Origin of the sequence: Altererythrobacter rubellus (assembly GCF_030284385.1) — a bacterium.
Classification (GTDB): Bacteria; Pseudomonadota; Alphaproteobacteria; order Sphingomonadales; family Sphingomonadaceae; genus Erythrobacter; species Erythrobacter rubellus.
On sequence record NZ_CP127221.1, the window covers coordinates 1,909,227 to 1,934,877 of the forward strand.

Consider the following 25,651-nt stretch of genomic DNA (forward strand, 5'->3'; position numbering starts at 1 on the left):
ACTCGACAAATACTGGACGCAGACGCGCCCGCCGCATAGAGCGCGTTTCGCTATGCGAGTTGATTTCACCAAGATGCACGGGCTCGGAAATGACTTTGTGATCCTAGATGGTCGCAAAGAAGCTCTGCCTGTCTTGGATACTGTCACCGCCGCTGCGATCGCGGATCGCCGCAAGGGGATTGGCTGCGATCAACTCATCCTGCTGGAAAACTGTGATCAGGGTGACGCGGATTTCCGCATGCGGATATTCAATTCAGATGGCGGCGAAGTGGAAGCATGCGGCAATGCCGCCCGTGCCGTGGCGCTGTTGCATGGAGTGTCGGCAAAAGTTTTGACTGACGGCGCCGTCATATCGCTGGAACCAACTGATGGCGGCGCAACCGTCGATATGGGTGAACCTCGCTTCGATTGGCAATCGATACCGCTCGACTATGCAATGGATACAGCCTCGATGCCGGTCAGTTGGGGGCCGCTATGCAACCCGATTGCCGTCAATGTTGGCAATCCGCATGTGATTTTCTTTGTCGGCGATACGGATGCGATCGACCTTGGCAATATCGGCCTTGAGATCGAACATGATCCTTTATTCCCCGAGCGGGTCAATGTGAATGTCGCCACAGTGCAGTCCAAAGAGCGGATCAAGCTAAACGTTTGGGAACGCGGCGCCGGCTTGACGCGAGCATGCGGCACAGGTGCTTGCGCGACGGCAGTGGGTGCCATGAGGCGTGGCTTGGTAGAGCGCAAAGTAATGGTCGAATTGCCCGGAGGGGCGCTTCAAATAAAATGGACTGATGACAACCGCATCCTAATGAGCGGCCCAGCCACCGAAAGCTTTCGCGGCAGCTTTGAATGGTCGGACTACGCGGACGGCGAATGATGAGCGGGCCAGAGCTGATCACATTGGGCTGCCGCCTGAATATCGCCGAAAGCGAACGCATGCGCGGTATGCTTTCCGGCGAAGACAATCTGGTGGTGATCAATAGCTGTGCGGTAACTTCCGAAGCGGTCCGTCAGACGCGCCAGGCTATTCGCAAGGCGCGGAAGGCGCGGCCCGATGCGCGGCTGTTGGTCACGGGTTGCGCGGCGGATATCGAGCGCGAGCAGATCGCAGACATGCCTGAGGTAGATGGGCTGATTGCCAACCAGGCAAAGCTTGATCCGCGCGCATGGAATGTGCCGATGGAGGTACCTCCTCTACCGCCAACCCGCACGCGCGCCTTTATCGCGATCCAAAACGGATGTGACCATGCCTGTACCTTTTGCGTGATTCCGCAAGGGCGCGGGCAAAGCCGTTCGATGACCGTCGATGCGGTCAAACGCGAGGTCGAGCAACATCTGGCGCTCGGCGCGCAAGAGGTCGTGCTGACGGGTGTCGACGTGACAAGCTGGGGCTATGACCTGCCCGATAAGCCGCCGCTCGGTGCAATGGTGGGAGAGATTCTGGATGCTTTTCCAGAGCTGCAACGCTTGCGCATGTCCTCGCTCGACGGAATCGAAATTGACGAACAGTTGTTCGAGCTTTTCGCCAGCGAGCGTCGATTGATGCCCCATCTCCATCTCTCACTGCAGCATGGGCATGATTTGATCCTCAAGCGCATGAAACGCAGGCATTTGCGGAATGACGCAGTGGATTTGGTCGCTAAGCTCAAGCGACGCCGTCCGGAGATCGCGATTGGCGCTGACCTGATCGCGGGTTTCCCGACCGAAACCGAAGAACACCACCAGGCGAACCTTTCCATTATCCGTGAATGCGACATCGTGCACGGGCACATCTTCCCCTATTCGCCCCGCCCCGGCACACCCGCGGCGCGCATGCCGCAGCTGGATCGTTCCGCCATCAAGGCACGCGCGAGCGAACTACGCGCGGCAGTCATCGACATGCGCAGCCAATGGTTGCAATCGCTCGTGGGCAAACAGCTTTCTGTCCTCGCCGAACGCGACGGTACGGGCTATGCGCCGAACTTCGCGCGAGTTTCAGTGCCGCAAGGCATTGCGGCGGGGCAAATCGCCACCATCTCGCCTGACGAAGTGATTGAGGGAATGCTCGTATGAGCGAGGCGGAAGCCCCGAAAAAGAGCTGGAGCGAGCGTCTGTTTGGCGGCTTTCGCAAAACCTCTGACCGGTTGAGCGAGAACCTGACCACAGTGGTTAGCACGGCCAAGCTGGACGATGCGACGCTGGACGATGTCGAAGACGCGCTGATTATGTCAGATCTCGGTCCGTCGGCAGCCGCACGCATTCGCGAGCGCTTGCGTGAAAAACGCTTCGGCCTTGAAATCAGCGAGCGCGAGTTGAAAGAAGCCGTAGCGGAGGAGATCGCAGAGATCCTGCGCCCAGTGGCCAAGCCGCTTGAGATCACAGCCTTCCCACGCCCGCAAGTGTTGCTGGTTATCGGCGTCAACGGGTCAGGCAAAACAACCACCATCGCCAAGCTCGCGCATCTGCTTCAGGAAGATGATTACGGCGTGATGCTGGCCGCAGGCGATACTTTCCGCGCCGCTGCGATCGGACAACTCGCCACATGGGCAGAGCGTGTGGGTGTGCCGATTATTCGCGGCCCCGAGGGCGGGGATCCGGCGAGCATCGTTTTTGACGCGGTCAAAGCCGCAACTGACACTGGTATTGATGCATTGATCGTCGACACTGCCGGGCGGCTCCAGAACAAACGCGAGCTGATGGATGAGCTTGCGAAGATCCGCAAAGTCCTCGGACGGCTCAATCCGGAAGCCCCGCATGATGTCATACTCGTGCTTGATGCCACCAACGGCCAGAACGCGCTCGCCCAAATCGACGTGTTCAAGGAAGTGGCTGGGGTGACGGGCCTCATCATGACCAAGCTCGATGGCACCGCGCGCGGCGGTGTGCTGGTCGCCGCAGCTGAGCAATACGGCCTGCCGATACATGCTATCGGCGTAGGCGAGAAAATTGACGATTTGCGTCCGTTCGATCCCGATCTGGTCGCCAAAGTTATTGCAGGGGTGGCGTAATGTCCGAACAGAGAAGCGCGCCCGCCAAGAAGGGTTCTGGCTGGCTCAATGTCCTGGTCGATTATGGCCCACTGCTGGTGTTCCTTGGTGTCTATCGCTGGAATGCGCCTGCAGAGGCAAACCCGGCCGACGAAATTCTCGCGATCATCTACGGCACCATGGCCTTCATGGCCGCCGCCGTAGTGGCGCTGATCACTTCCAAATGGCGGCTTGGCAAAGTCTCCCCCATGCTGTGGTTTTCAACCGCGCTGATCGTGGGATTTGGCGCGCTGACGATATTCTTTGGCGATCCGGTGTTTGTCCAAACAAAGCCGACGATCATCTACGGCGTCTTGGGTGTCGCATTGCTGATCGGGGTCTGGCGCGGGCGGGCTCTGCTGCAGATATTGCTCGAAGCCGCCTTCGAAGGGCTGACCCATGAGGGCTGGCTTAAGCTTTCGCGCAATTGGGGCATTTTCTTCCTGGCTTTGGCAGCGCTAAACGAAGGATTGCGCGCAAATCTCAGCTTTGAAAGCTGGCTCTGGGCCAAGCTATGGGTGTTCTTACCTCTCACATTCCTGTTCACTTTCAGCCAGATACCCATGCTGCTCAAGAACGGGCTGTCATTGGATGATGGCGACGAAGACGCGGAAACTCCTCCACCAGCGAGTTAATCGCGCTCTTGCCATTTTTGTGTCAATCTGCGCAGTGTCCGCGCGTAGCGGGGATTGGCTGACCATTGCCCCCGCGAAAGCTCATAAGGGGGAGTATAATGGCAAAACTTTTTGGAAATCTTCATCTGGTGCTGGCGATTGGTCTCGTCTCAGCATTCGCACTCATGTTCGGCTTTGCAGATTCGGTTGCGATTGACGGAAACTCGATCGGGCGTTGGCTGCACCTATTCTTCGGCGTGCTATGGATCGGCCTGCTGTACTATTTCAACTTCGTACAGGTACCCGGAATGCCCAAGATCGCGGACGAGCATAAGCCGGCTGTGACGAAGACAATCGCACCAAGCGCATTGTTCTTCTTCCGCTGGGCGGCTCTGCTGACCGTGGTGACCGGTCTGTGGATCGCGATGATCAATGGCTACATGGTCAACGCGTTGACCTTCGCCGGAAACTCGTACGAAAACCTGATCGGTGCCGGCATGTGGATGGCGCTGATCATGGCGTTCAACGTGTGGTTCATCATTTGGCCAGCGCAGAAGAAAGTGCTCGGCATTGTCGAGGCAAGCGCTGACGAGAAAGCCGCTGCTGCACCGCGCGCACTTATCGCCAGCCGTCTCAACACGCTGCTGTCATTCCCGATGATGTATGCGATGGTGAGCGCAAATCTGGGCTAACGCCCGGCGATCACTCACTACGAATAACGAAGGGCGCTGCGGGAAACCGTGGCGCCTTTTCTATGTCTGATTATAGAGTGCAAAGCGGACACTACTGATCCCGTGCACCCTGAATATTGGTAACGGCCTTCTGCCAGTCGCGCCACGACGCGGGGTCGCCCGGCATTTGATTAGACCAAATTTCGCGGCTCAAGTCTGACATAAGGATTGCGATGTCATCCGATAACTTGCCTCTTCTCTCCCAATAACTGTTTAGAAACCAAACCATCGCGTCATATGCTTCAAGTTCGTTCAGAGTGCGGAGTTTGTCTGCCGGAAAATCAGTCATGCCACCATGTTACTTGAATATTGCCAACGTCCGCAAATGGGTCGTTAGCGGACCTTAAATCTCTACCTGGCTACCCAGCTCCACCACGCGGTTGGTGGGCAGTTTGAAGAAATCCATCGCAGTCGCCGAGTTTCGTAGCATCCAGGCAAAAATCTTCTCGCGCCAGATCGGCATGCCCGGCTTGTCAGACGGAAGCAGCGTCTGCCGGCTCAAGAAGAAGCTCGTCTGCATCATGTCAAACTCGCCGCCGCACTGCTCCATCTGCTTCAAGCCCGCTGGAACGTCGGTTTTCTCCATGAAACCATAGTGCAGGATGGCGCGATAGAAGCCGTCACCTATATCGTGATATTCACAGCGTTCGCCCGGATCGACATAGGGCACTTCCTCGATATTGACCGTCAGGATCACCACGCGTTCATGTAGCACCTTGTTGTGCTTGATATTGTGCAGCAGCGCGGACGGTACGCCGTTGGTGCTCGAGGCCATAAAGATCGCCGTACCAGGCACCCGCACCGCAGAGTTCTTAGCTGACTTGGCAAAGATCTCCATAGGCAGGCCGCCCTCGGCCATCTGTGCGCGCATCAGCTTGCGCCCGCGCGCCCAGGTCGTCAGCAACGTAAAGGCAATGAAACCGACCATCAATGGGAACCAGCCCCCATCGGGAACTTTGGTGAGGTTTGCCGCGAAATAAGCACCATCCACGATCAGGAACAGGGCGACTACGGGGCCCGCGTACCACCACTTCCATTTCCATACCCCGACCAGCAATACCGCCATCAGCAGCGTATCGATCGTGACTGCACCGGTCACCGCAATACCGTAGGCGCTGGCGAGAGCGGACGAACTCTGGAACGTCAGCACGAGGATGATAACCGCCACCATCAGCGCCCAGTTCACGACCGGAATGTAGATCTGGCCGCCTTCCGTTTCGCTGGTGTGGCGCACATTCAAACGCGGCATGAAGCCCATCTGGATCGCCTGGTGGGTGATGGAGAACGCACCGGAGATAACCGCCTGGCTGGCGATGAAGGTGGCGACAGTTGCCAGGATCACCAATGGCAAGCGCCATTCTTCGCTGGCGAGCAGGAAGAACGGATTGCGCACCACTTCTGCGGCCTGTTCAGGCGGCAAGCCTGCGATCATCGCGCCTTGCCCGAAGTAGTTGAGCAGCAGGCACGGCATCACAAAACCGAACCAGCTCAAGCGCATCGGACCGCGCCCGAAATGGCCCATGTCCGAATAGAGCGCTTCAGAGCCTGTCACCGCGAGCACCACCGCGCCAAGCGCCAGGAACGCCACCACGCCGTCTGTCACGAAAAACATCACCGCATAATAGGGGTTGAGCGCCCACAGAATGTCGGGGTTCTGGACTATCTGCCATCCGCCCAGGCCGGCAATAACCGTGAAATAGACGATCATAACGGGCGCAAACAGCGCGCCTACCTTGGCGGTCCCGCGTGCTTGCAACATGAACAGGAACACCAGCAAACCCAGCGCAATCGGGATAACAAACGGCTGTAGTCCAGCGTCAACCACGGTCAGACCTTCGACCGCTGACAAGACCGAGATCGCAGGCGTAATCATACTGTCGCCGTAGAACAGCGATGTCGCAAACACCCCAAGCAGAACGACCAACCAGCCGTAGCTTGACTTGCCGATATGCCGCGAAAGCAAAGCGACCAGTGCGAGCGAACCGCCCTGCCCCTTGTTATCGGCCCGCATCAGGATGGTGACATACTGGATCGCCACAACCAGCAGCATGGACCAGAATATCAGGCTGACGACCCCCAGCACATGCATCCGGTCAATTGCAATATTGGCCGTACCGGCAAATGTCTCACGAAAGGCGTAAAGCGGGCTGGTACCGATATCGCCAAAAACGATACCGATAGCGCCCACAGCCAGCGCGGTTTTGGACGCACTGTGTGACTTTCCACCCGTTGGTGGCTGATGTGCTGGCGCTGCTGCTTCGCTCATATCAAACGGATTTCCCGCTTTCCCGGTACTGCCCTCACGAGCCTGACTCGCGATCCCGAACATGCCCCCTGTGGCACAAGGCGGCGGCGCTTAGCACTGCGCTTCGCCCCCTGCAAGCCGCTGCGCGCTACTCTTCGACCACCTGCGCGCGTTGTTCAGCGGCATCTTGCGCTTCCATCATACGCCGCATGCTGTCCATTTGCGCTATCAACTGGTCCAATCCGGCCAAGCGAAACTCCAGATCTTGCCGCCAGGGCGCATCTTCCGGGCTGCGCTCCAGCAGTTCGGCCCACACGCGCCGCGCATCTTCTGGCTGTCCTGATCGCAGAAACGCCATACCCAGAAAATAGCCCGCGCCGGGATGCTCCGGGAAGGCTTCCTGCGCCTTGCTGAACGCGGCAATTGCGGGCGGCGTTACCTGACCCTCAGCATGTTCGACCAAAGCAATCGCCAATGCGAGCCAGGTTTCTGCGTCATTAGGATAATCCTTAATCGCATTGCGCAAGAAACCAGCCGCTTCCTCATACCGGCCTTGGCGCGCATAACCATCTGACGTCACCAGATGGCTCGGAGGCGGCGAACCATCATCGAATAGGCTACGCCGCGCTTGCACCAGTTGCTCGCCTGAGCGCATTTGCTCTGCGCCTGCCGCCTTGGGTGCTGCGGGCTTTCCTGGAGAGCCGAACGTTCCATATCCGGCCAGGCCGAATATCAGCACCGCCGCGAACAACATCCAACCTTGCTTCGGCAGCCGCAAGACCAGAATTGCAGTCAACATCGCGGCTATACCAAGCAGTAAAATGGGCATCCAGGCCATCAATCATCGCCCTCGTCGAGAATCTGGTCCAGTCCGCCGACCGATTTACGGCCGATCCGCCGCCACAGAATTGCGCCTGCGACTAGCAAGAGCAGCAGGGGGATTGCGAACAAAGGCCAAGTCGAACTCGTCACACGCGGCGCATAGCTGACATAGTCACCATAGCGATCGATCAACCACTGGCGGATTTCTTCGGGTTCCTGACCCGCCGCGATTCGTGTGCGCACCTGATGGCGCATATCGCCCGCCATTGGGGCATCGCTGTCTGCAATCGACTGGCTTTGGCATTTCAGGCAACGCAGGGATTCCATCAGCGCGACCGCCTCGGCTTCCTGCGCGGGGTCTTCCAACTGTGTGTAGGCATAGGGCGCAGGCGGCAAGTCATCCTGCGCCGCCAATGGCAGCGAAAGGCTGACTATTGCGAGAAGTGGCAGCACGCGCTTCACGATGCGTCCTCCAGGATTTCCAACAATCGCCGGACATCGCGCGCGCGAACATCGCCAATGTGCTGGTGAATGATATTGCCTTCCCCGTCTATCACGAAGGTCTCAGGCACTCCGGACGAACCGATTTCGAGTTGTACTGCGGAGATTTCATCTGCGCCAATGCGGGTATATGGATTGCCGTGGGTCGCAAGAAATTCATCTACGTCTTCACGCTTGTCACGAATGGCCACACCGATAATCTCGACGCCTTCTTCCTTGAGGCTTTCCAGATGCGGAGCTTCCGCAATACACGGCAAGCACCAACTGGCCCAGATATTGAGAAGCTTGGGCTTTCCGTCCTTGAAATCGGCAGTGGTCACACCAGGGCGGGTCTCGCTCGCCGCTGGCAGCTCGAATTCTGGCAAGGCCCGCCCGATCATGGTCGATGGAATGAATTCGTCTTTGGGCTGAAACAGTTGATATCCCGCAACGCCCACGAAGAACGCAAACAGCATTAACGGGACCCATAATGTCCAACGCATTACGCTGGCCCTCCTGCCGGTGCCGCACCATTTTCAACGCGAAGCGCCGCCATATCGGCACGCTCGTCAGCTTCGCGGGCAAGCCTTTGGCGGCGCCGGATATCGCTGGAAAGACGCCCGATGATTGAAAGCGTACCGCCCAAAGCAATCAGCAACCCGCCGTACCAGATCAGCGTGACCAGCGGCTTCCACCACAGCCGCAATTGCCATCTTCCGTCCGGAGACGGCGCGCCCACCACCGCATAAAGCTGCCCATCCCAACGCGTCAGCAACGCGCTTTCCGTAGTCTGCTGAACAGGTGCCCAGAAATGGCGCGACTGAGGGTTGAGAACTACAGGCGCTCCATCGCCGCGCTGCGCCGTGATCCGCGCTTCCACCGCTGTCCAATTTGGCCCGGCGATCGGGTCGACACTTTCCAATGTGATGGTGAAGCCTGAAAGCTGTGTCGCTTCGCCCGGTGCGACCGCAACCAGCTTCTCATCCGTAAATGCGCTTTCACTCGCCATTCCCAGCAGGGCAACTGCAATGCCGAAATGCGCAATGACCATGCCCCATGTCGCTAAGGGGACGCGCAGGAGATTGCGCCCGCGCAACGGCATGAAGCTCGCCACGCCCAAGCCCACAGCGAACGCCAGACCCAGCAGCGGCAGTACGCCGATATCGGATGTGAACAGCACGATTGCCAGTGCAGCCGTAACGACAAGAACCGTGACAATAGCGATCGGCAATTTGATGCGATCAATATTGTCTTCGCGCCAGCGCAGCATCGGGCCAACGGCCATCACCGCCAGCATCGGAATGGTGAAGATCGCGCCGACCGGATTGAAATAGGGCGGGCCGACAGACACACGCACATCAAATGCTTCCGTAAGAAGCGGGTAAAGCGTCCCAAGCAACACAATTCCGAGGATCGCAGACAGCATCACATTGTTGAACACCAGTGCGCCCTCGCGGCTGACCAGAGCGAAACGCTGGCCCTCTGAAACGCTGCCCGCGCGCAAGGCAAACAGCAGCAACGCACCGCCGATGTAAAGGCACAAGAGAGCGAGGATAAATGACCCGCGTTCAGGATCGACAGCGAAGGCATGAACGCTGGTCAGGATGCCCGAGCGCACAAGAAATGTACCCAACATCGACATGGAGAACGCCACAACGCCCAGCATGATCGTCCAGGCACGTAAAGCATCGCGAGCGGCCAGAACGCTGGCCGAATGCAGCAAAGCGGTCGCAGCGAGCCAAGGCATTAGTGAAGCGTTCTCGACCGGATCCCAGAACCACCAGCCACCCCAGCCAAGCTCGTAATAAGCCCAATATGATCCGGCTGTGATACCCAGGGTGAGAAACACCCACGCACCCAGCACCCATGGGCGCATTACGCGTGCAAATTCCGGGTTTACCTGACGTGTCAGCAGCGCGCCCACCGCAAAGCTGAACGCGACCGACAGTCCGACATAGCCCATGTAGAGCGTAGGTGGGTGGAAAGCCAAGCCGATGTCTTGCAACAATGGATTTAGTCCATTCCCCTCGACGGCAGGTGTTGCGAGCCGCTCAAACGGGTTCGAACTCAACAACAGAAACGCATAAAACCCAATGGCAACAAACCCTTGCGAGGCAAGCGTTGCCAGCATGGTCTTTTCAGGCAAGCGCCGTTCCAGCCACGCAATCAGAGCCCCTGCCAGTGCCATGACCGTGACCCACAGCAGCATCGAGCCTTCGTGATTACCCCAAGCGCCAGACAGCTTGAACATCATCGGCTTCATAGAATGAGAATTGGTCGCGACCAGCTTTACCGACAGGTCTGTAATCGCGAACACCCACAGCAGCATCGCAAAACTAAAAACTGCAAGGAAACCCTGCAAGATCGCGGCCGGCCTGACCAAGGCCGCCAACGGTGCATCCGGATTGCGTTGCGCAATCGCTCCGCCCACCAGCTGCAGGATCGCAAGCGCGGCGGACATCCACAGTGCGGCTAGGCCAAGCTCAGCGCTCATTCTTAATCGACCACCGTATCTTCGGGCCGGTAGGCATTTTGATGTTCGGACATTTCCTGAAGCTCGCGCGGGACGTAGTTCTCATCATGCTTGGCAAGCAAATTGTCCGCAATGAACACGCCCTTGGCATCCAGACTGCCCTCTGCGACCACTCCGGAATTTTCGACGAAAAGGTCGGGCAGAATGCCTTTGTACATTACCGGAACGCGTGCGTCGCCCTGGTCAGTCACAACAAATGAAATGGTGATCCCATCAGGCTGCTTCTCGATCGAACCTTCAGCGACCATCCCGCCAAGCCGAACGGCTTGTCCGACCGCGGGCGGGTCAGCCATCATCTGGTCAGGCAGATAGAAATAGTTCGCTTGATTGCGCAGCGCCCATGCGGCGAGCAATCCGGCAGCGACAATCGCCACCATCGCAAAGCTCACCAGCACTAATCGCTGATGTTTGGGTTTGATGCCGCTCATTTGCGCTTCACCTTATCACGTATTGCCTCTGCGCGGCGCATGTCCCACCAGGCCCAAGCGACCATGCCAAGCGTTCCCGCAATGCCCACAGCATAGGCAGCGACAACAAAGTCCCATTGATTGAGCGCCTCATACATTACGCAATCTCCAGCGCCATGCGTCGAAGGCGGACTTCGGCTTGAAAGTCTGCCAGCAATGCGCGCATCCGCGCCAGCACCACGCCGCCAAATAACAACGAGAAGCCCACCACTGCGAACGCCAAAGGCACAAGAAACGTGGGATCAATCGCGCTTTTCCCGATGGAAATGCTCGCAGGTTGATGCAGCGAGTTCCACCACACGACCGAGCGATTGATAATCGGAATATTGATCGCGCCGACAAGCCCGAAGATCGCGGCAATTCTCGGCGACACGCCCTCGCGCGCGACGGCTTGCGAAAGCGCGATATAGCCGAAGTAGAGAAACAGCAGCACTAGCATACTGGTAAGCCGACCATCCCATTCCCACCACGTACCCCATGTTGGGCGCCCCCATATCGAGCCGGTGGCCAAACAAATCGCCGTGAAGACCATTCCCGGGACAGCCGCAGCGCGCGCTGAAATCGCGGCCAGTGGATGCTTCCAGACCAGATAGACAAGGCTGCTAATTGCAATGGCCGTCCAACCACCCATCCCGAGCCAGGCGCTCGGCACGTGGATGAATAGAATGCGCACCGTTTCGCCCATCAAGCGGTCAGGCGGGACATAGTACAAGCCCCAAACCAGGCTGATTGCCACCATGACCAACCCGCTCAGCAGCAAAAGCGGGGTTAGCCAGGCTGCTAGCTTGAGAAAACGGGTCGGATTGGCAAAGCCGTGCATTAACGAAGAGGTCCTTTAGGAGAGGGTATTACAGTGCCTCTCGCTCCTTGCAAGGCTGCAAATTTTCAAGTCCCGTTTCGTTCAACGCCCGATCAAGCGCTGCGCCATCTTGTCCGCCACCACGTCCGGCGTTTCGCCAGTGCTCTCGCTCTCTTGCCACACTTGTTCAAGGCGGTGGGGGATGCGATCAATCCGTGCATTGATCTCGCCATCACCGGCGTTGTCGATGTGGCGCAGAACGTTGATGATCCCACCTGCGTTGATGACATAATCGGGCGCGTAGAGGATACCGCGCTCTTGCAGCAGCTTTCCTTCGGTTCCTGTCGCCAACTGATTGTTAGCACCGCCTGCAACGACTTTGGCCTTGAGCCCATCGATAGATCGCTCGTTCAGGATCGCTCCCAAAGCGTTCGGGCTGACGATATCGGCTTCTATGCCAAGGATCTCGTCAGTGCCCGCTATAGTTGCGCCAAGCTCCTCTGCCAGAGCGGCAGCGCGGCCGTGATTCACGTCCGAAAGAATCAACTGCGCGCCGTCTTCCGCAAGATAACGCGCCATTCCGCCGCCAACGCTACCTACCCCTTGAACGGCGACACGCACCCCTTTGAGGTCATCTGTACCAAGCGCGCGCTTTGCCGCTGCTTTGATGCCCAAATACACTCCGCGGGCTGTATATGGCCCCGGATCGCCGCCCTGGCCGGGAAGGCCCGCCACGTGCGATGTGTGCTGAGACAGGCTGACCATGTCATCCTGAGACATGCCGACATCTTGCGCGGTAATGTATTTTCCGCCCAGACCTTCCACCGCGCGCGCAAATGCTGCCAACATTTCCGGCGTCTTGGTGCGGTTGGCATCAGCCAGGATCACGGCTTTACCGCCACCGGCAGGTAGGCCGGCCATAGCGTTCTTATAGCTCATACCGCGGCTGAGGCGCAGCGCATCGCGCATGCCAGAGGCAGGATCGGCATAGTGCCAGAACCGCGTGCCGCCCGCCGCCGGGCCAAGATGTGTCGAGTGAATGGCAATAATACCGGACAGGCCCGATGCTGCGTCGCGCACGAACACAACTTGTTCGTGATCATCAAAATCGGATTCATTCCAGAAAGCCGTCATTTGCCCATCCTTGTCTCGGGCAGCTTCACAATCGCGCTGAAGAGGAGAAATGGGGCGATCGAGGGGTCTCGAACCCCCGACCTCCGGTACCACAAACCGGCGCTCTAACCAACTGAGCTACGATCGCCATATGCCCCGCCTCACATTCGCAAGTCGAGCCGCGCAAGCGGGGCTGATAAGCTTTGTGGCCGGATGGTCAAGACCGGCCTCAACGGGGGCGAGCCTGTTGCATAGCTCGGCCCATTTGGGAAGCGAAAACTGCGCATTTCCCTGTTGAACGCAAGATTATTTCGCGCTTTCGCTGGGCCGCCCAAATGCCTATCGTGCAATCCATGGCGGGACCGGGCGAATCTTCTACCGATCGACTCTTGGCAAAGGCGGGCATGCAGCGCGCGCCCTCCGCCAAGATAGAGCTGTTTCAGTGCCGGGACTTTCTTTCCGCTGAGCTGTGCGAAGAGCTGATCGCACTGATAGATGCAGGCCGCCGTCCCAGCACCATCGCTGACGATAATGGTGACAGCTATTTCCGCACCAGTGAGACTTGTGATCTTTCAGCGAGCGAACCTGCGGTGCAACGGTTGGAAGCCATGCTGTTAGAGTTGAACGGCATCGATCCTGCGCATGGAGAGCCGGTACAAGGCCAACGCTATGCCGTGGGACAGGAATTTAAAGCACATACTGACTATTTCGCGCCCGACGGTCTGGACTTTCACAAGTTCTGTTCAGTCGCCGGGCAAAGAACCTGGACTTTCATGATCTATCTCAATGAAGTCGTCGCCGGAGGAGCTACACGCTTCAAGACGGTAGGCAAAACATTTCAGCCGGAGGCAGGCAAACTGCTCTGCTGGAATAACCGCCGCCCGGACGGCAGCGTGAACCCGAATACGCTCCATCACGGTATGAAAGTCCGCAAGGGCGTGAAATATGTGATAACCAAATGGTATCGGGAGAAGGAGTGGGGTTAGAATGAGCGACTACACGGATATGGCAGAGAAGCTGCGCAAGCGGCTTGATGACTTGCTAGAGCGAACAGAAGTGATCGAAGATGATTTGCGTCATCCGCTTGATGCTGACTGGAGTGAGTAAGCGGTTGATCTGGCAGATGACGAGGCGCTCGAAGGAGTCGACGACGTTCTGCGTGCGGAAATCCAGCAGATCAGGCTGGCGTTGCTCAGGATCGAGAACGGCACATACGGAACTTGCTCCAAATGCGGAAAGGACATCCGCCGCGAACGGCTCGAAGCGCGGCCGATCGCGACACGGTGTATCGATTGCGCCTAGCGCCCGCGCCAAATGCGAAAAAGGCGGCCCTATGGACCGCCTTCTCTATCCGGCATGCCAACGGATTGGGGTCGGAAAACTTGTGAAGCCGCTTATTTTTTAAGCGCCCTTTACTTCTTAAGGGAAAGCCCGCCGAAGCGCTTGTTGAACGCTGCCACACGGCCGCCTTCTTGAATCTGCTGCTTGCCGCCGGTCCATGCCGGGTGGCTGGTCGGGTCGATTTCGAGCGCGAGCGTGTCGCCTTCTTTGCCCCAAGTCGAGCGTGTCTGGAATTCTGTGCCATCGGTCATCTTGACCGTGATCATGTGGTAGTCTGGGTGCCCTTCGGCTTTCATCTCAAATATCCTTTATAGCTTGCGCCGGTACCGACCGGCGGTGCTGTATTCTGGGAAAGGCGCGCGGATAGAGGTGCGCTGCCCAAAAATCAAGCGATTCTGCCCATCAACTCGGTGGATCGGCGATCATCGCAGTAAATTCACATTCCGTGGTGGTCTTGCCTTCAACGCTGGCGCGCCCTTTGAACTTATAGACCCGGCTGCGTTTCTGCAGGAATTGAACCTCAAGATCGAGCAGGCATCCCGGCGTCACCGGCGAACGGAACTTAGCCCCGTCAATACCCATGAAAAAAACCAGTTTGCCCGTGCCCGCCAGCTCTAGCGTCTCGACCCCGAGGATCGCTGCAGCCTGAGCCAGAGCTTCGATCTGCAACACGCCCGGCATTATCGGTGCGCCGGGAAAATGCCCTTGAAAGAACTCCTCGTTGAAAGACACAGCCTTCACCGCATGAATTCTATCACCCAGTTCGATCGAGCGCACGCGATCCACTAAAAGCAAAGGGTAACGGTGCGGCAGAGCCTTCAAAATCTTGTGAATGTCGTATGGCGTATCGCCGTTTGCGTCACTCATGGCCCTGCCCCCAGTTGTCTGTCGCTTAGCGGCCGCTTGGGGCCTGCGTATTCGCCTGTTGCTGCGCCTGAGCAGCCTGCTGCTGAGCCTGGATAGCCTGAGCGGCGGCCAGAGTCTGCTGGATCTGCTGATAGACAGCCACAACATTGCGGCTTGGGCGCCAGTTTTGCGGCGGCACAATCGCAACCGAAGGCACGTTTGTATTCAGCGCGGCAGTAACCTGCTGCGTGATGTTTGCCTGCGGCGGTGCATAAATGACCGTTTCAGGGGACAGAACTACTTGAACATTCAACTGCTGAACCACCTGCTCGAGCGCCGGACGATACTGAATCAGGATTTGCTCGACAGCGTAAACCCGCGCTGCTTCGATCTGGTCGGTCAACTGCGTGACTTCCTGATCGATCGCCTGAAGGCGGGTTTGCTGTGCGCTCCCTTGCGCCGCCTGCTGTTCGGCTTCGTCCAGCTGGCCATCGCTGTTAGTGTCAAGCTGTTGCAGCAAAGTTTGGCCTTCCTGCTGACGCGCCTGGATCGTGTCGATCTGCGGCTTATAAGTAACCGCAATCTGCTGATAGGCAGTTACGAATGCATTGGAATTGATAACTGCAGCTGGCAGGTTCACAGTGGCCATATTACCTTGAACCTGAGCCGTTGCAGGCACAGCCATGGCGGCTGCGGTCGAAATGCTCGCTGCTGCAAGCAATGATGCGAAGAGTTTCATTAGAATTGAGTTCCTACGTTGAACGTGAAGCGTTTGGTATCATCACCGGGCTGACTTCTCAGCACACGAGCGAAGTCGATCCGGAACGGACCGAAGGGTGAATTCCAGTTGACGCCGATGCCGATCGAGACACGCGGCGAAATTGAATCGCCGAGGAATACCTCACGGAAGCGGCTGTTCTGAATAATCGACGGTGCGTTGGCAGTTACGCCGTCGGCGGCGATAGCATTGCTGCTGAATACAGTTGAGGGATTGCCGTTGGCATCGGTAATAACCTCAAGATAAAGGAGATTACCATCGCCGTCGCGCTGCTGAATGCCATTGGGGTTGTCCTGAAGGATTGGCTTGGTGACAGCGAAAAGAGCACCAACATCCATGAAGATGGAAGGACGCAGGCCCAACTCACGCGCGCCTGTACCCAGTGGAAGTTCGAGCTCTGCACGACCGAGGTAGTAAGCACGACCGCCTAGCGCATCATCAACAACCTGATTTCGTTCAGTCAACGGGATAACACCGCCTTCGCCATCATCGATATAAGGCTGACGGATAACACGCGGGCCCACACCGCGAATATCAAACCCGCGGAAACGCGGTTCACCCAGCTGGAAACGATCGGTCAGAATGACATCATCGAAGCCGGGGCGATTGCTGTCTTCCAATGCGTTGATCGCACCACCTTCGGCAGAGACCGAGAAGATGAACCCTGCACCTACCGGCCAATATTTGGACGCTGTGCCGCGCACTCGAACATATTTCACATTGCCGCCCAGTCCAGCCAACTCGGTCGAGAAGCTGACGTTCTCACCGCGCGTTGGACGCAAGCGGCTATCGAGCGTGCTGTAAACCACGTTCGCACCCAGGATCGAACTGGTACGTTTGCCGATCGCGTCACACAGGAAACGGCCTGCAAACAAGGGCTCACAAGTGCGTATGCCGTCGCCGTCGAAGTCGGAAAAGAATGTATTCTGGTCCAGCGTGATATCGTCAAAGTTCAGCGTGTAGCTGGCAATGAACGACATATATTCTGTGATCGGCACACCTGCACGAAGCGAAAAGCCGGTTGTCGATTGTTCGAACGTACGGTTGCGGTCACGGCTTCGGAAGTTGAAGCTGTTGAACTCGCGCCGGTAGATATCGACACCCGCTGAAATGTTGCGGTCAAACAAGTACGGTTCTTGGAAACTGATTGACGCGGACCGGCTGAAACGGGACCAGTTGACGCTGAAGCCAACCGTCTGACCACGGCCGCGGAAGTTCCGCTGACGAACCGAAGCTGCAAGAATGAAGCGCTCTAGCGAAGAATAGCCGGCCGACAGCTGAAGCTCGCCGGTTGGTTGCTCTTGCACATTCGCTTCCAGAACAATCCGGTCGGGCTGGCTGCCCTCTGCCTGGTTAACTTCGAAGTTTTCCTGAAAATAGCCCAGCGAGTTAATTCGAGCGGTCGTACGCGCGACCTGCAGCGAGTTGAACGCATCGCCTTCCGAAATACGGAATTCACGGCGAACCACCTTGTCCTGCGTCAGCGTGTTACCGTTTACGTCCACACGCTCGACATAGACGCGCGGAGCTTCGCGGATCACGAAGTTGACGTTCATGGTCAGGTCTTCGCGGCTTCTGTCGAAGCGTGGCTGCACATCGGCAAAGGCATAGCCGAAGGTACCAGCGAGCTCGGTAATCTGTTCGACCGTGTCTTCGATCTGTTTCGCGTCGTACCAATCGCCCGTCTGCATCGGCAGGCCGCTTTGCATCCGTTCGCCATCAAAGTCGCGCAGCTGGCTTTCAACGGTCACTTCGCCGAATTTGTACCGCTCGCCTTCTTCCACCACGTAAGTGATGATGAAGTCCTCTTTGTCCGGCGTCAGCTCCGCAACCGCGGAAACGACGCGGAAATCGGCATAGCCGTTCTCGAGGTAGAACGCGCGTAGCTGTTGCTGGTCGAATGCCAGCCGGTCCGGGTCATAGCTGGTGTTTGAGCTGAAGAAACGGTGCCAGCGCGACTGCTTAGTTACCATCGCACCGCGCAGCTCTCCGTCAGAGAATTGCTCGTTACCGATGATGTTGATCTGGCGAACCTTGGACTTGGGCCCTTCCGTGATCTCGAAGACGATATCGACACGGTTCTGAGGCAGCGTGACCATTTGAGGTTCAACCGTCGCGGCGAACCGGCCCTGCCTCTTGTACAGCTCGATAATACGCGCAACATCTGCACGAACCTTTGAGCGGGTGAAAATCTGGCGCGGCGAGAGCTTTATCTCAGGCAGGATCTTGTCGTTCTTGAGGCGGCGATTACCCTCCAGGATTATCCGGTTAATGACCGGGTTCTCTGTCACTTCGATCACGACATTACCGCCATCGTTGCGAATCGAGAAATTGGAGAACAGCTCGGTCGCGCCCAAATCTTTCAGCGCCGCGTCAGCGCCGGCCGAAGTGTATTCCTGCCCAACACGCAAACGAATGTAGCTGAGGATCGTTTGCGCTTCCAAACGCTCAGCGCCGACCACGCTGATGGTGCGGATCGTATTGTCGACCAGCTCTGGTGCTGTGACCTGCTCTGGCTCCGCTTCTGCAGGGGCTGTTTGTGCAAATGCTGCGACCGGCACACCGGCCAGCACAGTTCCGCACAACAAAAGAGTCGCGAGACCGGCAGCGGGCTTCCTACGGCAATCGCCCGCTTTGATACGTCCACTCATATTCGCAAATTTCCCGTCCAACTCTAAACCTTCAAGCGTCGCCCCCAGGGCCCGATCTCCAGGTTGAGGCAATTCCCTTTCGCCTCTGCCCGATGCGCGGTTGGCAATCAAGCAGGAGAACCTACCAACTGCCGCCTTACCGGCCCCTTTCCCCGACTAACTCCCGAATATCGGCAGCGACACGAGGTCATTGAATGTCACAACCACCATCAGCATCAGCACGATTGCTATCCCCGTGCGGTACGCCCATTCGGTCGCTTGCGGTCCAACCGGCTTCTTCCTAACGGCCTCAGCCGCATAGAATGCCAGATGCCCACCATCCAGCGCGGGGATTGGCAGCAGGTTAATGAATGCCAAATTAAGCGAGATCAAAGCGGCGAAATTGACAAATGCCAGCAGACCGAGGCTCAACTGCTCGCCGGAGTACTTTGCTATCTTGATTGGGCCGCCCAGCTCCTGCACCGAACGGTCCCCGACGATGATCTGCTTTAAACCCAGCATCATCATCTCGAATGTGTTCCATGTGTAGGAAAGCGCGGCGGGCAAGGCCTCGGTCACGCCCAGCCGCTCATACGTTACTTCCGGAATGCCGTTGTCAGGGCGGAATACACCCAGTCGGCCAAGCGTCATCTGATTGCCAAAGCGATCTTCCTCGACAGCGCTGCCAATTGTAACCGGCAGCGTCAGAGTTTGATCAGCCCGTTCAACGGTCAATTCGATCTGCCGGTTCGGGAATAGCGCAACCTGGTCGATCAACTCCTGGAAATCACCAATTGCCTGCCCGTCTATTGCAATGATCCGGTCACCCACTTCAACGCCCGCATCGTGCGCGGCGGATTCTTCCGCAAAACGGCTGATCATAGTGGAATCGTCGGGAAATGTGACTGTTGGCTGTCCACTGATCGCGAAGAACGCAAAGAAGATGCCTATGGCCACGATCAGATTGGTCGCAGGGCCTGCAAACACAATCAGCGCACGTTTCCACAATGACTGCGACTGGAAAGAATCCGAGTGAACCGGCGCCTTGGGATCCGGAATGCTAGCAGGGTTCATATCGCCTTTGAACTGGACATAGCCACCGAGCGGGATGGCCGCGACTTTCCAGCGCGTGCCGCGCTTGTCAGTCCAGCCAAACAGCTCCCGACCGAAGCCGATCGAAAACGCATCGGCGCCGACGCCAAACCAGCGGCCAACCAGATAGTGACCCAGTTCGTGCACTGTAACTAGCGGACCCAACACCAGCAGGAAACCGGCGATATACATCCAGAAAGGCGGGGATTCGAACAAGTTACGCGGTCTCCAGTTGCGCAGTCGCAGCCGATCTTGCCTCTCGATCAACATTTAGCACGTCATCGAGGGTTTGCGGCGCTGGCGCGCTATAGCGGTTTAGTGTGCTTTCCACCACTGCCGTAATGTCCATGAACCCGATCTGACCCGCCAGAAACGCCGCAACGGCTACTTCATTGGCGGCATTCAGCGTGGCAGGAGCGCCCGCGCCCGCTTCGATGGCCTCGCGCGCCAATCTCGTAGCAGGAAAGCGCGCTTCGTCGGGTGCGAAGAAGCTGAGTTCACCGATTGCCGCCAGGTCGAGCGATTCCATCGGTGTGTCCATACGCCTTGGCCATGCGAGGCAAGAAGCAATCGGCACACGCATATCGGACGGGCCCAATTGCGCCAGCGTGGACTTGTCACGGTATTCGACCATGGAATGGATCACGCTTTGCGGGTGCACCACGATTTTCAAACGGTCCAGGCCCACCGGAAAAAGATGATGCGCCTCGATATACTCCAGACCCTTGTTCATCATGGTGGCGCTGTCGACGCTTATCTTCGCGCCCATATCCCAATTGGGATGCGCGATGGCCTGAGCAGGGGTTGCAGCCCTCAGTTGGTCCAGTGACCAGGTGCGCAGCGGGCCTCCGCTGGCAGTCAGCGTGATCCGCGCGACATCGGCAATGTCATTGCCTTGCAAACACTGGAAGATCGCATTGTGCTCGCTATCGACGGGCAGCAGTGTCGGGCCATGTTTGGCAACCGCTGCCGTCATGACGTCGCCGGCCGAAACCAGCGCTTCCTTGTTCGCCAGAGCGAGCGTGCCGCCTTGCTCGATTGCGGCCATAACCGGCGCCAGCCCCGCGCAGCCGACGATCGCAGCAACGGTGATATCGACCGGGCGGCTTGCCGCTTCGCAAAGCGCCGCACGGCCACCAGCCGCTTCGATATCTGTCCCGACAAGAGCCTCGCGCAATTCAGGCAAGCAGCTTTCGTCGCTGACCACGGCGATCTTCGCGCTGAATTCGCGCGCGAACGTGGCCAGCTGTTTCGCGGAGCAATTCGCAGTCAGCGCCTCAACTTGCCATTCGTCAGGATTGCGACGGATCAAGTCGAGCGTCTGCTCGCCCACCGAACCCGTTGCTCCAAGAATCGAGATCGAGCGGGTCATGCCGGATGCACCGCCCACAGTGCGATGCTCACAATTGCGACAGGTAGCAAGCCATCCACACGATCAAACACACCGCCATGACCGGGAATGAGGTTGGACGAGTCCTTCACCCCTGCGCGCCTCTTGAGCCAGCTCTCAAAGAAATCACCCGATTGGGCGACCACCGCAAGCAATGCGCCGATTGCAAATGCGATAAACATCATTGTCCGAAGGGAGCTATCGCCGCTGTTCCAAGCGAAAAATCCGGCTGAGACAAGTCCTGCCGCCAGCATTCCGCCACCTAGGCCAGCCCATGTTTTGGAAGGACTGATCTTCGGTGCGATCTTGGGTCCGCCGATCGAGCCCCCGCTGAAATACGCACCGACATCGGTAGCGATAACGACCGCAAGTATTCCCACCACAACTGCTATTGGCAGGCTCACCAATGCATATGCGGCCGTGCCGACATAAAGCCCGCCCAGCACGAGAGCGATCAGGCGAGATCCCCTACCCTCGAATGCCAGCATCACCAGTCGCCCGAATTCGCTGACGCAGAGGACCGCGACAATCAGCGCGAACAGGTCAAACCAGAAACCACCCAGCCACAGCGCCGTACCTGCCACCGCCAGCATCACCACAGCCGAGGCGAACCGCACCGGCAGGTCGGATTTCTTCTTAGGTGTCTCAGCGTCCGCCAAAGCGTCGCTCCCTTTGCGCGAAATCGTCCAGCGCAGTTTGCAGCATCTCCGGCGTGAAATCCGGCCACAGCGTGTCCACGAACAACATTTCGGCATAGGCCGATTGCCACAGCAGGAAATTCGACAGTCGGATTTCGCCACTGGTCCGGATCAGCAGATCGAGAGGCGGCAAATCAGCCGTATCAAGATGCGCAGCAATAGTCCGCTCGTTCACTTCGCCAATTGACGCAGCTTTGGTCGCTGCGCGCGCGATTTCTTGCTGCGAGCCATAGTTGAGTGCCACTGCAACCGTATGTGTACCCGCTCTGGTCTGTTCTAGTGCATCTTCGAGCATTTGGACGATATCGGGCTCAAGCCCTTGCCAATCGCCGATAATTTTCAGCCGGACGCCATTCTCGATGAATTCGGGTAAATCCGACTTGATGAACTTGCGCATCAAATTCATCAGGTCGTCGACTTCGTCTTCTGACCGTTTCCAGTTCTCGCTGCTGAAGGCATAAAGCGTCAAGCAATCGAGCCCGGAACTATTGAGGCTGCGCACAAGCTTTCGCACGGCCTCTACGCCGCTTTTGTGCCCCATCGATCGCGGTAAGGCGCGCTTTCTCGCCCAGCGCCCATTGCCATCCATGATGATGGCGACGTGACGTGCGCGGCTCGCATCCTTAGAGGGCGTCTCGCCCATCGATCCCCTCCGGCTACCCCGATCTCACTGAGTCAGAATTTCCTGAACCTTCTTCTCAACCGCCGCATCAATATCCGCGATATGGCTATCGGTCATCTTCTGGACCTCGTCTTCCAGACGCTTGCGTTCGTCTTCCGAGATTTCCTTCTTCTTCTCGTCAGCCTTAAGCGATTCCATGCCGTCGCGGCGAACATTGCGCACAGCGATCTTGCCCTTTTCGCCATATTCGCCGGCCAGCTTGGCCAGATCCTTGCGGCGTTCCTCGGTCAGGTCCGGCATCGGTAGACGGATTGTCTGGCCGTCAGTCATCGGATTGAGGCCGAGGTTTGCCTTGGCAATACCTTTCTCAACCGCGCTGACGTTCGACTTGTCCCACACCTGAACGCTTAGCATGCGTGGCTCTGGAGCCGACACCGTCGCTACTTGCGAGATTGGCATCATCGCGCCGTAAACTTCGGCGACAACCGGATCGAGCAGGCTGGTGTTCGCACGACCGGTGCGCAAACCGCCCAGATCACTCTTCAGCGATTCCACTGCGCCATTCATCCGGCGTTCGATATCTGCCTTTTCATATTGCGGCATGTTTCAGGCTTCCTCTTGTACGATTGTCTGTACGCCGTTTCCTTCGAGCACGCGGGCAACATTGCCCTTTTCGCGGATCGAGAAAACGACGATCGGAATGGAATTCTCGCGGCACAGGGCGACTGCAGTGGCGTCCATCACCTTGAGATTGTCTGCCAACACCCGGTCATAGCTGATCGTGTCAAAACGCGTGGCATCGGGATTTTGCTTCGGATCGCTGTCATAGACCCCGTCCACGCTGGTACCTTTGAGCAGCGCATCACAGTTCATCTCGGCAGCACGCAATGCTGCGCCGGTATCAGTCGTGAAGAAAGGATTGCCTGTGCCTGCGGCGAAAATCACGATCCGCCCCTTCTCTAGATGGCGTTCCGCGCGCCGACGAATGTAAGGCTCGCAAACGCTGCTCATCGGGATTGCTGACTGCACGCGGGTCTGCACGCCGGCTTGCTCCAAAGCGTTCTGCATCGCCAACGCGTTCATAACCGTCGCGAGCATGCCCATGTAGTCGCCGGTGGTGCGATCCAGGCCCTTGGCCGCGCCGGCCACCCCGCGGAAAATATTACCGCCGCCGATTACCAGACATATCTCTAGCCCGGTATCCTTGGCCGCCTTCACCTCTTCGGCCAGGCGCGCAACATAGGCAGGATCAATCCCGTATTCCTGTTCGCCCATCAGCACTTCGCCCGAGAGCTTCAGGAGAATGCGTTTGACAGGTGGTAGGCTCATGGTCGGTCCCGCTCCCAAGTATGGATTGAATTGCGAAGGGCCTTAGCCGCCCTTCCCGACTCGCGCAAAGGGTAAAGAAGCGTCACCCTTACATCCAAACAAGACGGCCGCCGAACATAACGTCCAGCGGCCGCTTCAGAATCGGTGCTTGGAAGAATTAGCCGCCAACAGCAGCTGCGACTTCTGCAGCGAAGTCGCTTTCTTCCTTCTCGATGCCTTCGCCGAGCTGGAAGCGGACGTAGTCGACCAGCTTGATCGAGCCGCCGTTATCCTTGGCAGTGCGCGCAACAACATCTTCAACCGAAGACTTGTTGTCCATCACGAACATCTGGCTGAGCAGAGCGTTTTCTTTCGCGAACTTCTTGATCGCGCCATCGACCATCTTTTCCTGCACGTTTTCAGGCTTGCCGCTCTCGGCTGCCTTTTCCGCTGCGATTGCACGCTCGCGCGCGATTACTTCAGGATCCAGGCCGTCTGCATCGAGAGCCTGTGGGAACATCGAAGCGATATGCATGGCGAGCTGCTTGCCAAACGGCACCAGCACGTCGTCGCCCAGGTCGCTCTCAAGAGCAACCAGAACGCCGATCTTGCCGAGGCCTTCTGCCGCCGCGTTGTGCATGTAAGAAACAACCGAACCCTGCGGTACCGACACGCTTTTCATGCGGCGGACCTGCTGGTTCTCGCCAATAGTAGCGATGTTGTTCGTCAGCTTGTCAGCCACAGTACCGCCATCTGGGTATGCAGCAGCTTTCAGAGTTTCGATATCGTCTGTGTCTACACTCAGAGCGACTTGCGTGGTCTTGCGCACGAAGTCCTGAAACTGGTCGTTCTTTGCAACGAAATCTGTTTCAGAGTTCACTTCGACTGCAACGCCCTTTTTGCCTTCAACGGTAACACCGACAAGGCCTTCAGCCGCAGTACGGCTAGACTTCTTCTGAGCGGTAGCGAGGCCCTTGGCGCGCAACGCGTCAACTGCGGCTTCGATATCGCCGTTTGCTTCTTCAAGCGCCTTTTTGGCGTCCATCATGCCCGCGCCGGTCTTCTCGCGCAGAGCCTTCACATCAGCGGCAGAAAATGCAGCCATGGTGATTTCCTTTTCAAATGGTCTGTGTGCACCGGGACCGCTCTTTAGCGGTGATACCCAGTACATTAGGGGTAGTGGATGACACGCCAAAGACGTACCAGCCGAGATTAAGGCTTAAGCAGTCGCTTCAGCTGGTGGCTGTTCCATCGCACCAACGTCTTCACCGCTGTCGGCAACGGCTCCGCCGCGGCCAGCGATAGCTGCTGAAGCAATCGCATCACAATAAAGGCGAACCGCACGGCTCGCGTCGTCATTGCCGGGTACCGGGAATGCGATGCCAGTTGGATCGACATTGGTGTCGAGAACCGCGATCACTGGAATGCCCAATACAGCCGCTTCCTTGATGGCGAGATCTTCCTTGTTCGCGTCAATCACAAACATCACGCTTGGAACGCCGCCCATGTCGCGGATGCCGCCCAATGAAAGCTCAAGCTTGTCACGCTCACGTGTCAGCTGCAAAACTTCTTTCTTCGTGAAGCCCGAAGTGTCGCCCGAAAGCTGCTCTTCAAGGGTCTTCATGCGCTTGATCGACTGGCTGATTGTCTTCCAGTTAGTGAGCATGCCGCCCAACCAGCGGTGGTTGACGAAGTGCTGACCCGAAGCGCGTGCGGCTTCTGCGATCGGCCCTTGCGCCTGACGCTTGGTGCCAACGAACAATACCTTGCCGCCAGAACGAACAGATTGCTCAACGAAGTCGAGAGCGCGCGCGAACAGTGGCACAGTCTGCGACAGGTCGATAATGTGAACACCGTTGCGATTGCCGAAGATATACGGCTTCATCCGCGGGTTCCAGCGGTGGGTCTGGTGGCCGAAGTGTGCGCCGGCCTCAATCAATTGCTGCATTGTGACGGTAGTGGCCGCCATAGGTAATTCCTTTCCGGTTATGCCTCTGGAGAGCTGGAACCTTGTTGCGGTATGTCCCGCGCAAGGCACCGGTATGTACGCTCACCATGTGGATTTGAACGGTTAGAACTCGGCCGGGATGGCCCTATTCTTCACGAACGCCGCGCGCTCTAGACGTGAAATTGCCAA

General features: G+C 57.7%; 29 protein-coding genes and 1 tRNA gene. 7 read left to right on the plus strand and 23 right to left on the minus strand.

Going from position 1 to position 25,651, the window contains the following annotated elements; translation table 11 throughout:
* Nucleotides 1–52: 52 nt before the first annotated feature.
* From dapF to QQX03_RS09565, 5 genes are all read left to right on the plus strand, one after another.
* On the plus strand, nt 53–877 hold the full coding sequence (gene dapF, locus QQX03_RS09545; protein WP_285975510.1) for a diaminopimelate epimerase: 825 nt from the start codon (nt 53–55) through the stop codon (nt 875–877).
* The gene (locus tag QQX03_RS09550; protein ID WP_285976997.1) at nt 877–2,052 is read left to right on the plus strand and encodes a MiaB/RimO family radical SAM methylthiotransferase; all 1,176 of its coding nucleotides are present in this window, start codon (nt 877–879) and stop codon (nt 2,050–2,052) included. Before dapF ends, QQX03_RS09550 begins: the two co-directional genes overlap by 1 nt.
* Nucleotides 2,049–2,987, plus strand: a complete 939-nt coding sequence (ftsY, locus tag QQX03_RS09555) for a signal recognition particle-docking protein FtsY (RefSeq protein WP_285975511.1) — start codon at nt 2,049–2,051, stop codon at nt 2,985–2,987. Before QQX03_RS09550 ends, ftsY begins: the two co-directional genes overlap by 4 nt.
* Nucleotides 2,987–3,640: an inner membrane-spanning protein YciB gene (locus QQX03_RS09560; RefSeq protein ID WP_285975512.1), complete on the plus strand. Its 654-nt coding sequence runs from the start codon at nt 2,987–2,989 to the stop codon at nt 3,638–3,640. The genes ftsY and QQX03_RS09560 overlap by 1 nt, the downstream gene beginning before the upstream one ends.
* 98 nt (nt 3,641–3,738) lie before the next feature.
* The gene (locus tag QQX03_RS09565) at nt 3,739–4,311 is read left to right on the plus strand and encodes a urate hydroxylase PuuD (RefSeq protein ID WP_285975513.1); all 573 of its coding nucleotides are present in this window, start codon (nt 3,739–3,741) and stop codon (nt 4,309–4,311) included.
* 91 nt (nt 4,312–4,402) lie between these two features.
* Here QQX03_RS09565 and QQX03_RS09570 read toward each other — a convergent pair whose 3' ends face one another.
* The 11 genes from QQX03_RS09570 to QQX03_RS09620 all read right to left on the minus strand — a co-directional run bounded on the left by QQX03_RS09570 (nt 4,403) and on the right by QQX03_RS09620 (nt 12,957).
* The gene (locus QQX03_RS09570; protein ID WP_285975514.1) at nt 4,403–4,639 is read right to left on the minus strand and encodes a hypothetical protein; all 237 of its coding nucleotides are present in this window, start codon (nt 4,637–4,639) and stop codon (nt 4,403–4,405) included.
* A gap of 54 nt (nt 4,640–4,693) precedes the next feature.
* Nucleotides 4,694–6,616 (minus strand): potassium transporter Kup, encoded by a 1,923-nt coding sequence (locus tag QQX03_RS09575; protein WP_285975515.1) that lies wholly within the window; start codon nt 6,614–6,616, stop codon nt 4,694–4,696.
* Nucleotides 6,617–6,743: 127 nt separating this feature from the next.
* Nucleotides 6,744–7,394: a tetratricopeptide repeat protein gene (locus QQX03_RS09580; RefSeq protein WP_285975516.1), complete on the minus strand. Its 651-nt coding sequence runs from the start codon at nt 7,392–7,394 to the stop codon at nt 6,744–6,746.
* Between the two features lie 38 nt (nt 7,395–7,432).
* A complete protein-coding gene (locus QQX03_RS09585) occupies nt 7,433–7,879 on the minus strand; it encodes a cytochrome c-type biogenesis protein (RefSeq protein WP_285975517.1) in 447 nt (148 codons plus the stop codon).
* Complete coding sequence (locus QQX03_RS09590) at nt 7,876–8,400, minus strand: DsbE family thiol:disulfide interchange protein (protein ID WP_285975518.1); 525 nt, start codon at nt 8,398–8,400, stop codon at nt 7,876–7,878. The genes QQX03_RS09585 and QQX03_RS09590 overlap by 4 nt, the downstream gene beginning before the upstream one ends.
* Complete coding sequence (locus QQX03_RS09595; protein WP_285975519.1) at nt 8,400–10,391, minus strand: heme lyase CcmF/NrfE family subunit; 1,992 nt, start codon at nt 10,389–10,391, stop codon at nt 8,400–8,402. Before QQX03_RS09595 ends, QQX03_RS09590 begins: the two co-directional genes overlap by 1 nt.
* A gap of 2 nt (nt 10,392–10,393) precedes the next feature.
* Complete coding sequence (ccmE, locus tag QQX03_RS09600; RefSeq protein ID WP_285975520.1) at nt 10,394–10,858, minus strand: cytochrome c maturation protein CcmE; 465 nt, start codon at nt 10,856–10,858, stop codon at nt 10,394–10,396.
* The gene (locus tag QQX03_RS09605) at nt 10,855–10,995 is read right to left on the minus strand and encodes a hypothetical protein (RefSeq protein ID WP_285975521.1); all 141 of its coding nucleotides are present in this window, start codon (nt 10,993–10,995) and stop codon (nt 10,855–10,857) included. Before QQX03_RS09605 ends, ccmE begins: the two co-directional genes overlap by 4 nt.
* A complete protein-coding gene (ccmC, locus tag QQX03_RS09610) occupies nt 10,995–11,717 on the minus strand; it encodes a heme ABC transporter permease CcmC (protein ID WP_285975522.1) in 723 nt (240 codons plus the stop codon). Before ccmC ends, QQX03_RS09605 begins: the two co-directional genes overlap by 1 nt.
* 81 nt (nt 11,718–11,798) lie before the next feature.
* Nucleotides 11,799–12,830 (minus strand): Leu/Phe/Val dehydrogenase, encoded by a 1,032-nt coding sequence (locus tag QQX03_RS09615; protein ID WP_285975523.1) that lies wholly within the window; start codon nt 12,828–12,830, stop codon nt 11,799–11,801.
* A 50-nt stretch (nt 12,831–12,880) separates the two neighbouring features.
* Nucleotides 12,881–12,957: transfer RNA gene (locus tag QQX03_RS09620), tRNA-His, on the minus strand.
* A gap of 205 nt (nt 12,958–13,162) precedes the next feature.
* On the opposite strand from QQX03_RS09620, the gene QQX03_RS09625 reads away from it, so the two are divergent.
* Both QQX03_RS09625 and QQX03_RS09630 read left to right on the plus strand, forming a co-directional pair.
* Complete coding sequence (locus QQX03_RS09625; RefSeq protein WP_285975524.1) at nt 13,163–13,795, plus strand: prolyl hydroxylase family protein; 633 nt, start codon at nt 13,163–13,165, stop codon at nt 13,793–13,795.
* A 202-nt stretch (nt 13,796–13,997) separates the two neighbouring features.
* Entirely contained in the window at nt 13,998–14,111 is a 114-nt protein-coding gene (locus tag QQX03_RS09630) for a TraR/DksA family transcriptional regulator (RefSeq protein WP_285975525.1), read from the plus strand.
* 110 nt (nt 14,112–14,221) lie between these two features.
* Here QQX03_RS09630 and rpmE read toward each other — a convergent pair whose 3' ends face one another.
* The 12 genes from rpmE to rpsB form a co-directional block, all read right to left on the minus strand.
* On the minus strand, nt 14,222–14,446 hold the full coding sequence (gene rpmE, locus QQX03_RS09635) for a 50S ribosomal protein L31 (protein WP_285975526.1): 225 nt from the start codon (nt 14,444–14,446) through the stop codon (nt 14,222–14,224).
* Between the two features lie 106 nt (nt 14,447–14,552).
* The gene (gene fabZ, locus QQX03_RS09640; protein ID WP_285975527.1) at nt 14,553–15,017 is read right to left on the minus strand and encodes a 3-hydroxyacyl-ACP dehydratase FabZ; all 465 of its coding nucleotides are present in this window, start codon (nt 15,015–15,017) and stop codon (nt 14,553–14,555) included.
* Nucleotides 15,018–15,042: 25 nt separating this feature from the next.
* The gene (locus QQX03_RS09645) at nt 15,043–15,735 is read right to left on the minus strand and encodes an OmpH family outer membrane protein (RefSeq protein ID WP_285975528.1); all 693 of its coding nucleotides are present in this window, start codon (nt 15,733–15,735) and stop codon (nt 15,043–15,045) included.
* Nucleotides 15,735–18,425, minus strand: a complete 2,691-nt coding sequence (gene bamA, locus QQX03_RS09650; protein ID WP_285975529.1) for an outer membrane protein assembly factor BamA — start codon at nt 18,423–18,425, stop codon at nt 15,735–15,737. Before bamA ends, QQX03_RS09645 begins: the two co-directional genes overlap by 1 nt.
* A gap of 156 nt (nt 18,426–18,581) precedes the next feature.
* Entirely contained in the window at nt 18,582–19,712 is a 1,131-nt protein-coding gene (rseP, locus tag QQX03_RS09655) for an RIP metalloprotease RseP (RefSeq protein WP_432762819.1), read from the minus strand.
* A gap of 1 nt (nt 19,713) precedes the next feature.
* Nucleotides 19,714–20,868, minus strand: a complete 1,155-nt coding sequence (gene dxr / locus QQX03_RS09660; protein WP_285975530.1) for a 1-deoxy-D-xylulose-5-phosphate reductoisomerase — start codon at nt 20,866–20,868, stop codon at nt 19,714–19,716.
* The gene (locus tag QQX03_RS09665) at nt 20,865–21,545 is read right to left on the minus strand and encodes a phosphatidate cytidylyltransferase (protein ID WP_285975531.1); all 681 of its coding nucleotides are present in this window, start codon (nt 21,543–21,545) and stop codon (nt 20,865–20,867) included. The genes dxr and QQX03_RS09665 overlap by 4 nt, the downstream gene beginning before the upstream one ends.
* The gene (uppS, locus tag QQX03_RS09670; protein WP_285975532.1) at nt 21,532–22,227 is read right to left on the minus strand and encodes a polyprenyl diphosphate synthase; all 696 of its coding nucleotides are present in this window, start codon (nt 22,225–22,227) and stop codon (nt 21,532–21,534) included. Before uppS ends, QQX03_RS09665 begins: the two co-directional genes overlap by 14 nt.
* Nucleotides 22,228–22,251: 24 nt before the next feature.
* Nucleotides 22,252–22,809, minus strand: a complete 558-nt coding sequence (gene frr, locus QQX03_RS09675; protein WP_285975533.1) for a ribosome recycling factor — start codon at nt 22,807–22,809, stop codon at nt 22,252–22,254.
* Between the two features lie 3 nt (nt 22,810–22,812).
* Nucleotides 22,813–23,535, minus strand: a complete 723-nt coding sequence (pyrH, locus tag QQX03_RS09680) for a UMP kinase (RefSeq protein WP_285975534.1) — start codon at nt 23,533–23,535, stop codon at nt 22,813–22,815.
* Between the two features lie 157 nt (nt 23,536–23,692).
* Nucleotides 23,693–24,619, minus strand: a complete 927-nt coding sequence (tsf, locus tag QQX03_RS09685; RefSeq protein ID WP_285975535.1) for a translation elongation factor Ts — start codon at nt 24,617–24,619, stop codon at nt 23,693–23,695.
* Nucleotides 24,620–24,733: 114 nt separating this feature from the next.
* Nucleotides 24,734–25,483 (minus strand): 30S ribosomal protein S2, encoded by a 750-nt coding sequence (gene rpsB, locus QQX03_RS09690; protein ID WP_285975536.1) that lies wholly within the window; start codon nt 25,481–25,483, stop codon nt 24,734–24,736.
* Between the last annotated feature and the right edge of the window lie 168 nt (nt 25,484–25,651).